This window comes from Mucilaginibacter sp., assembly GCF_025359345.1.
Classification (GTDB): Bacteria; Bacteroidota; Bacteroidia; order Sphingobacteriales; family Sphingobacteriaceae; genus Mucilaginibacter.
The window spans coordinates 221,027-229,201 of the sequence record NZ_JANYGQ010000035.1 but is presented as its reverse complement, the minus strand read 5'-3'; the positions used below and the strand labels follow the sequence as shown (position 1 = coordinate 229,201).

Sequence of the window (8,175 nt, the reverse complement as noted above, 5' to 3'; positions counted from 1 at the left end):
GTCGGAGGTCGGAGGTCGGAGGTCGGAGGTCGGAGGTCGGAGGTCGGAGGTCGGAGGTCGGAGGTCGGAGGTCGGAGGTCGGAGGTCGGAGGTCGGAGGTCGGAGGTCGGAGGTCGGAGGTCGGAGGTCGGAGGTCGGAAGTCGGAAGTTTAGGGTAAACAAAAAGGCCTCCCTGTAACAGGAGGCCTTTTATATAATAATTAATTAAAATTATTTGTGCATTTCAACACGACGATTAGCAACGCGGCCATCTTCGGTAGAGTTATCAGCTATAGGATGGGTTTCGCCAAATCCTTTAACTTTTAAGCGTTTTGCATCAACACCTGAGTTAACTAAGTAAGTTTTTACAGAGTTAGCACGGTCTTTTGATAAACGCATGTTGTGAGCAGCAGTACCTTCAGATGAAGCGTAACCAGCTAAAGTAACAGTGCTTGAGTTAGCCCTCATATCAGCAGATGTAGCATCTAATACTGGGTATGAAGAAGTTTTCAATACTGAACTGTCAAACTCAAACTGGATGTTTCCGTAAGGAGTAGCAGTAGGAGCAGCAGTAGCAACAGCAACTGGCTCAGGGAATTTGATTGGGCAACCAGAACCATCAACTACGCTACCAGCAGGAGTGTTAGGGCATTTGTCGAATTGATCAGCAACACCGTCACCGTCTGAATCTTTTTTCAGGTCGTTAACAGCGTTTTCAACGTTAGTAACACGGCCTTTTAAAGCTTCAACTTCCGCACGTAATGCAGCATCGTACAATTCATCATACATCATAGCAACTGGGTTTGCCCACTCTAAGCTCGGTTTCGAAGATGAACCTAAAGTGTACTCTAAACCAACATATCCGTAAGAATATTTGTCGTTAGATGGGTATTTAGCGTGAACGCCGGTTACGTTAAATCCGTCAACAAAGTTTTCGGTGTAGCCAACGTTGAAGTCTAAGTGATCAGATGCGCGGAATTTAACTCCAACGCCAACTGGTACGTATACTTCTTTAACTTTATGACCGCTTGCTGCGCTCCATTTAACATAATTTGTTAAATCAGTTGACGGTGCCGGATCATAAACCATGAAGCCAAAACCTGCAGAAGCGTAAAAGTTAACAGAGTTAGCACGGTGTAAAAAGCTGATGTTACCAAAATTAACAACACCGCTCAAGCTTCCTGAAATGAAGTTGGTTTTGAAACCTTCGTACTGGGTACCAGTAACAAGATCTGTTACAGTGGTAGTAGCGCCAGGATCATTCGCGTTTGGAGATTGATCTTGTCTGCCTTTGATCTGACCTGCGTGTGCATCTAACTGTATGCCAAATGCGTGGCTAAGTTGATCTTTAACCGAAACGCCAAAACCTAAAGCAGGCTGGCTTTGATTAAATCTGTTGAAGCCACCGGTTATTACTGACGATCCTGTCACGCCAACGTTAACTCCAATGCTCCATGTGTTGTACTGTCCAGCTCCACCAAATAATTTGGCGGGACCGGCCGCGTCAGACATTTTCTTAGTGGAGTCGGTTTGAGCGGATGCTATACCAACTGCCATCAAGGAAACACATGATAAGACGACTGTTTTCTTTAATGTAGAATAGTTCATAGTTTTAAGATTAAACGATTTTAATTGTGATTTTTTTCAAAAATAGTAATTATGTTTGAATTTGTAACCAAACACCGTTCCAAATTTTATAATTATTATACAAATAAATGAAAAAAAATGTTTTTAAAAAATTAATAAAATTTAAAAGATGAAATATCTCCCTGTTAATAATGAGGTATTTACCCACAATAGAAAAAATTTCGTTTCGCGACTAAAACCCTGTTCTATAGCCATTTTCAATTCAAATGATGAATTTCCGCGAAGCGGCGATCAAAGTTTTCTTTACAAACAAAATCCTGATTTTTTTTACCTAACAGGCATTGACCAGGAGCAAAGCATTTTGCTGTTATTTCCAGACTGTCCTAATCCGTTATACAAAGAAGTACTGTTTTTAAGACAAACCAACGAACACATTGCTGTTTGGGAGGGCCACAAATATACTATTGAAGAAGCCAAGGTTGCTTCGGGTATAACAAATATCTATTGGCTGAATGATTTTGACGTTATACTACACTCCATTATTAACTACGCAGAGCACATATATATAAATACAAACGAGAACGACAGGTACGCCCATGTCGTGCCGTACCGCGACATAAGGCTGCTTGAGTCGTTACGTGCGAAGTATCCCCTGCACAAATACGAACGTTCTGCTTTGGTGATGCGCGATTTGCGGGTTGTAAAATCGGATACCGAAATTATGCTTACCAAAAAAGCCTGCGAAATTACCCGCGACGCTTTTATACGTGTACTTAAGTTTTTGAAGCCCGGAGTGGCCGAATATGAAATTGAAGCTGAATTGACCCACGAGTTCCTTCGCCAGCGTGCCACAGGCAATGCATACAACCCCATTATAGCGTCCGGGAAAAATGCGATTGTACTACATTATGTCGACAATAACCAGGTTTGTAAAGACGGTGATGTAGTATTATTTGACTTTGGTGCCGAGTATGCCAACTATAATGCAGACATGAGCCGCTCAGTACCTGTTAACGGGCGTTTTACCAAACGGCAGCGTGATGTTTATAATGCAGTGCTGCGGGTAATGCGCGCAGCAACCAAAATGATTGTTGCCGGAACTGTGCTAACCGAATACCAGGACGAGGTAGGCAGGATAATGACCGGCGAATTAATTGGACTTGGACTGCTCAACAAAACGGATGTTGACAAGCAAGACCTTAAGATGCCTTTATATAAGAAGTATTTTATGCACGGCACATCGCACCACCTGGGCCTTGATGTGCACGATTTTGCCAGCCGCTATAAACCATTTGAGGTTGGAAATATTTTAACCTGCGAGCCCGGAATTTATATACCTGAAGAAGGCCTTGGCATACGTATAGAAAATAATATACTGATTACCGCCGGTGGCAACGTTGACCTGATGGCCGATATACCTGTCGAGGCAGATCATATTGAGGAGATAATGAATGCTTAGGCCCCCCAGCCCCCTAAAGGGGGAGTTTTTGATTTGCAAGCTGACGATTCGGTTCCCCCTTTAGGGGGTTAGGGGGCTGATGAATTTATACAAGTTGAATCCTGGTTCTTCTAAAGCTTTGGCAATATCATGCTGAAGCTTTTTTTTGTCGATATCGGCCATGCGTTTTTGCTGGATGATGCGATAGGCCTTTTCAGCAAGCAGTAATTGTTTGCGTGAGTTTTTTTTGCCTGCATTTGAGCGGATAAAGCCAATTACTTTATCAATGCCGATATCTTTTGAAGCAACAGTTTTAAAAACCGGCAAGCCGGAATCAGTCTTCTGCAGTTTTTTCAGATTATTAACAAACAAGTCGGCATCGGCGCGATCACCTTTATTTACTATAAAGGCATCGGCAACTTCCATGAGGCCCGATTTGATGTTTTGTATTTCGTCGCCGCTTTCAGGCACTAAAACCAGGAGCGTGATATCAGCCAGGCCTGCAATTTCGATTTCTGACTGACCAACGCCCACTGTTTCTACCAAAATATAGTCGAACCCTGCGGCACGTAAAACATCAGTCATTTCGATGGCTTTTGCCGACAGCCCGCCAAGCGAACCCCGCGTGGCCAGCGAGCGGATAAAAACATCAGGATGGTTAAAATGCGGCGCCATGCGGATACGATCGCCTAACAGCGAGCCGAAATTAAAGGGCGAAGTTGGGTCGATGGCTAAAACCGCTATTTTATTGCCATTGTTAAGCAAACCGGTTATTAAAGTGTTTACCAGGGTGCTTTTGCCGGCTCCCGGCGGCCCGGTTATACCAATAATGGGGGCACTTTTGACAAATGTCAGGCTTTTTAAAAGTTCGCCTACACCCTGCAAATCATTTTCAACAACAGTTAAAGCACGCGCAACTGAACGGAAATCAGAACAATCGGGTTTGATGTTGTTGGTGGCGGTATTTTGCATTTTATATGACTGAGATAAAGTAACAAAAATATAATGTATTTTAAACAACACATGTACAAGTGTCATTTTTTGATTGACAATAATATAAACTTACTTTGTAGCAGAAAGCTATATTTGTTGCAAAACATAATGTATAATGAAGGTGACCGGTTTTACTTTTATCAGGAATGCAGTAAAAAATGATTACCCTGTAGCCGAAGCCATAACTTCAATTCTTCCAATTTGTGATGAGTTTATAGTTGCATTAGGCAATTGCAGCGATGACACTGAAAGTTTGATAAGGAATATAAACTCGCCTAAGATTAAAATAATTAATACTGTTTGGGACGATTCGTTGCGCGATGGTGGAGCCGTATTTGCCGCCGAAACAGATAAGGCCTTTAATTCAATTTCTTCAGATGCCGACTGGGCCTTTTATATCCAGGGAGATGAGTGCGTGCATGAGAAGTACCTGCCGCTCATAAAAAAGGAGATGGAGGATAATTTAAATGATAACCGTATAGAAGGTTTGTTATTTAAGTATCTCCATTTTTACGGGTCGTACGATTATTACGGCCATTCGCGCAGGTGGTACAGACGTGAAATAAGGATACTAAGAAACAATAAGGCGATACATTCATATCGTGATGCACAAGGTTTCAGGCTGGACGGAAGAAAGATAAGGGTTAAGTTGATTGATGCTTACATTTATCACTATGGCTGGGTAAAACCACCGGATGGTTTGAAAAGCAAGCTTCGTAATTTTAACTTATTTTATCATGATGACGAGTGGATGGCCGAAAACCTGCCCGAAACATTTGAATTTGATTATAAAAATGCCGACCGCCTGGTACATTTTACCGGCAGCCATCCGCAGGTAATGCAAAAACGGATTGCTTTAACCAACTGGAAGCTTAATATCGACCTTAACCAACTGCATAAAAAAATGACCTTTAGGAGGAAATTGCTGCAAAAAGTTGAAGATATCACTGGCTGGCGGGTAAGCGAATACCGTAATTACAAAATAGTTAAATAGCCAACGTGAATTTAAAGAAAAGCGTTTCGGTAATTATTCCTAATTATAATGGCCGTCATTGATAAAAATTTATTCAGACTTACCCGGTTTCTACTATTGAAGCTTCCTTTGCTATTTCGTTTTTTTGCGAAGTTCAGGTCGCCCCAAAAAAGACTGCTGATCATAAAAACCGATGCCATTGGCGACTACATCCTGTTCAGAAATTTTATAGAAGTTGTAAAATCATCAGCAGACTATAAAGATTACCAGGTTGATTTGCTTGGCAACGTGCTTTGGCAGGATATTGCGTTGAAATACGACGCCCCTTATGTTAACCAGTTTATATTTGTAAAAGCCGGGCCCATGTTTACCCAGCCTGTGAAAGTCTTCAAACTGGCATGGCGGCTTTATAAAGCTAATTACGAGGTTACGCTACAGCCATCGTCCACCCGTACATTTATCAATGATAGTTTTGCCGGGTTTACAGCGGCAAAACAAATAATTGGATTCGAAAGTGACAATGAGGGTATTTCTGCACGCTATAAGACTAAGACTGATAAATTTTATACCCGGCGCTTGTTATTACCTGCCGGGGTGCATTTTGAATTTGAGCGTTCGAGGTTTTTTTTCGATACTTTTTTAAATACACATGATACTATAAGCTCAACCACAATCCCGGTGACAAAAACGGGTGAGGGTGGCATTGTGATATTTCCCGGTGCGGGCGCTTTTGGCCGCCAATGGGGCGAGCAGAATTTTATTGAACTAATACAGCAAATTAAACAGCAGAGCACACAGTCGGTTTACCTGGCAGGCGGACCAGGCGAAACGGCTTTGGGCGAATTTATTGTTGCCAATTTACCGCCCGGCAGCGTGGTTAATTTAATTGGCCAATCAACGCAGCCGCAGATGGTTGAGTTGATTGGGAGGGCGACTCTGGTAATTGCCAATGACACCAGCGCCATTCACATAGCTGTCGCTGCAAAAACAAAATCGGTTTGTATACTTGGCGGCGGCCACTTTGAAAGATTTGCGCCCTACCCGGCATATTTCGAATACGGCCCGGTTTGCGTATTCGACAAAATGGACTGCTATTATTGTAATTGGGCTTGTATTTATAAACCTGCCGCAACCGAAGTTTACCCCTGTATCGGCAAAATTAGCGTAGCGCGCGTTTGGGACGCGGTTTTGCCTTTATTGTCCCGGTAATAAAAATGTGGCAAGCGCCGGGATACTTTGTGGGGTATATATTAGTTAATTACTGTTAGCTTTGCATTTTTATTTATAGTTTTTAATGAAGACATATTTCCGGCTGCTATCTTTTGCCAAGCCAATTGAAAAGTTCGCCATCCCTTACATACTTTATACATTATTGTTTGTGTTATTCAGCTCGATGATTTACCCGTTACTCATCCCGCTAATGAATACCCTATTTATAGCCGATTCATGTAAAGTTGCCGCTCACGAAGTAGTTAAGCGGCCCGGCTTTATGGATGTTACAGGCTGGTTCAACTATTACATGCACGGCTTTATAAAAAGCCAGGGCCAATGGGGGGCATTAAAATTTATATGCGGAACCATAATTGTTACCATGGTGGTTGGCAACCTGTTCCGTTATTTGGGTGCGCGTACTATGGAAAACCTGCGCTTGCATACCTTGCTTAACCTGCGTCGTTCGGTGTTTAACAATGTGATGGATATGCATTTGGGCTATTTTAATAACCAGCGCAAAGGCGACATTATTTCAAAAATAGCATCAGATGTTCAGGTTGTTCAATTTTCGGTTACTGCTACGCTACAGGTTATTTTTAAGGAACCTTTCCAGATGATCGTTTTTTTGGTGCTGCTTTTTAAAATTTCGATAAGCTTAACTTTGGGGTCGTTGCTGGTGGTGCCTGTGTCTGCTTTTATCATCTCTAAAATCGTAAAAAAACTTAAGTCGCAGGCTGTAGCTGCCCAACAGACTTATGGAAATATGATTAGCTACCTGGACGAATCACTACAGGGCGTACGTATTATAAAGGCATTTAACGCTACCGATTTTATTAAAACCAGGTTTAATGCCGAAAACGTAAGGTATTCGAAAATTTTACGTTCGATGGCCAAGCGTCAGCAATCAGCCTCGCCGGTTTCTGAAACGCTGGCAATTATCATGATATCGTGTATTGTTTTGTACGGCGGTTTCCTGATTTTAAACAAGCGCACGGAACTTGATGGAGGGCAATTTATAGCATACATCGCTATTTTTTCTCAACTGATGCGACCCGCAAAAGCTATCTCCGATTCGTTCAGTAACATACACTCGGGCATTGCAGCCGGTGAGCGGGTACTGGCACTGATTGATGAAAAACCGGAAATAAAAGATAAACCCGACGCCCTGGAAATTAAGGAGTTTAACAAAGGCATCGAATTTAAAAACGTGTCGTTTGCTTATGGCGAAAGGCAGGTATTGAATAATGTGAATTTCACTATCCCAAAAGGTAAAACCGTTGCACTTGTTGGCCCGTCCGGTGGCGGTAAGTCAACCTTGATGGATTTGGTGCCACATTTTATGGAACCACAATCGGGCGAAATACTAATTGACGGCGAAAATATTAACAATTACACAAGCCATTCACTACGGTCACTGCTCGGCGTGGTAAACCAGGAATCGATATTATTTAACGACTCTATTTTTAACAACATAGCGTTTGGTAAAACCAATATAACTAAAGATGACGTAATAGCGGCGGCCAAAATCGCCAACGCCCACAATTTCATCATCGAAACCGAAAAAGGATATGAAACCAACATTGGCGACCGCGGTACCAAGCTCTCAGGCGGTCAGCGCCAGCGCATTTGTATAGCCCGCGCGGTACTCAATAACCCGCCAATAATGCTGCTTGACGAGGCTACATCGGCATTGGATACTGAATCAGAAAAACTGGTACAGGATGCATTGAATAACCTGATGAAAAATCGAACGTCGCTAATAATTGCGCATAGGTTAAGCACCATACAAAATGCCGATATCATTATCGTGCTGGAAAACGGGCAGATTGTGGAACAGGGGAATCACCTTGAACTGCTTGAAAACAACGGGCTGTACCGGAAGTTGATTGATATGCAGACTTTTGCGGGATAACTTATTTTCAAAATTCAAACGGAAAGTCTGTGTGTGGTCATCAACTAACTTGCCGCCGGCCACTAAATTCCAAACTGGTGT

Annotated in this window: 6 protein-coding genes; 4 read left to right on the top strand and 2 right to left on the bottom strand. The window is 42.5% G+C overall.

Going from position 1 to position 8,175, the window contains the following annotated elements; translation table 11 throughout:
* Positions 1 to 210: 210 nt before the first annotated feature.
* Positions 211 to 1,587 (bottom strand): OmpA family protein, encoded by a 1,377-nt coding sequence (locus Q0R52_RS25590; RefSeq protein ID WP_295800481.1) that lies wholly within the window; start codon positions 1,585 to 1,587, stop codon positions 211 to 213.
* A 148-nt stretch (positions 1,588 to 1,735) separates the two neighbouring features.
* Between Q0R52_RS25590 and Q0R52_RS25585 the strand changes: the two genes are divergently transcribed.
* Positions 1,736 to 3,025: an aminopeptidase P N-terminal domain-containing protein gene (locus Q0R52_RS25585; protein ID WP_295800480.1), complete on the top strand. Its 1,290-nt coding sequence runs from the start codon at positions 1,736 to 1,738 to the stop codon at positions 3,023 to 3,025.
* A gap of 60 nt (positions 3,026 to 3,085) precedes the next feature.
* Here the strand turns inward: Q0R52_RS25585 and meaB are convergent, their stop codons facing one another.
* Entirely contained in the window at positions 3,086 to 3,976 is an 891-nt protein-coding gene (gene meaB / locus Q0R52_RS25580) for a methylmalonyl Co-A mutase-associated GTPase MeaB (RefSeq protein WP_295800478.1), read from the bottom strand.
* A gap of 136 nt (positions 3,977 to 4,112) precedes the next feature.
* Here meaB and Q0R52_RS25575 point away from each other — a divergent pair, with 136 nt between their 5' ends.
* From Q0R52_RS25575 to Q0R52_RS25565, 3 genes are all read left to right on the top strand, one after another.
* Positions 4,113 to 4,991 (top strand): glycosyltransferase family 2 protein, encoded by an 879-nt coding sequence (locus Q0R52_RS25575; protein ID WP_295800475.1) that lies wholly within the window; start codon positions 4,113 to 4,115, stop codon positions 4,989 to 4,991.
* 48 nt (positions 4,992 to 5,039) lie between these two features.
* Positions 5,040 to 6,179: a glycosyltransferase family 9 protein gene (locus Q0R52_RS25570; protein WP_295800472.1), complete on the top strand. Its 1,140-nt coding sequence runs from the start codon at positions 5,040 to 5,042 to the stop codon at positions 6,177 to 6,179.
* Between the two features lie 85 nt (positions 6,180 to 6,264).
* Complete coding sequence (locus tag Q0R52_RS25565) at positions 6,265 to 8,094, top strand: ABC transporter ATP-binding protein (protein WP_295800469.1); 1,830 nt, start codon at positions 6,265 to 6,267, stop codon at positions 8,092 to 8,094.
* Positions 8,095 to 8,175: the final 81 nt, after the last annotated feature.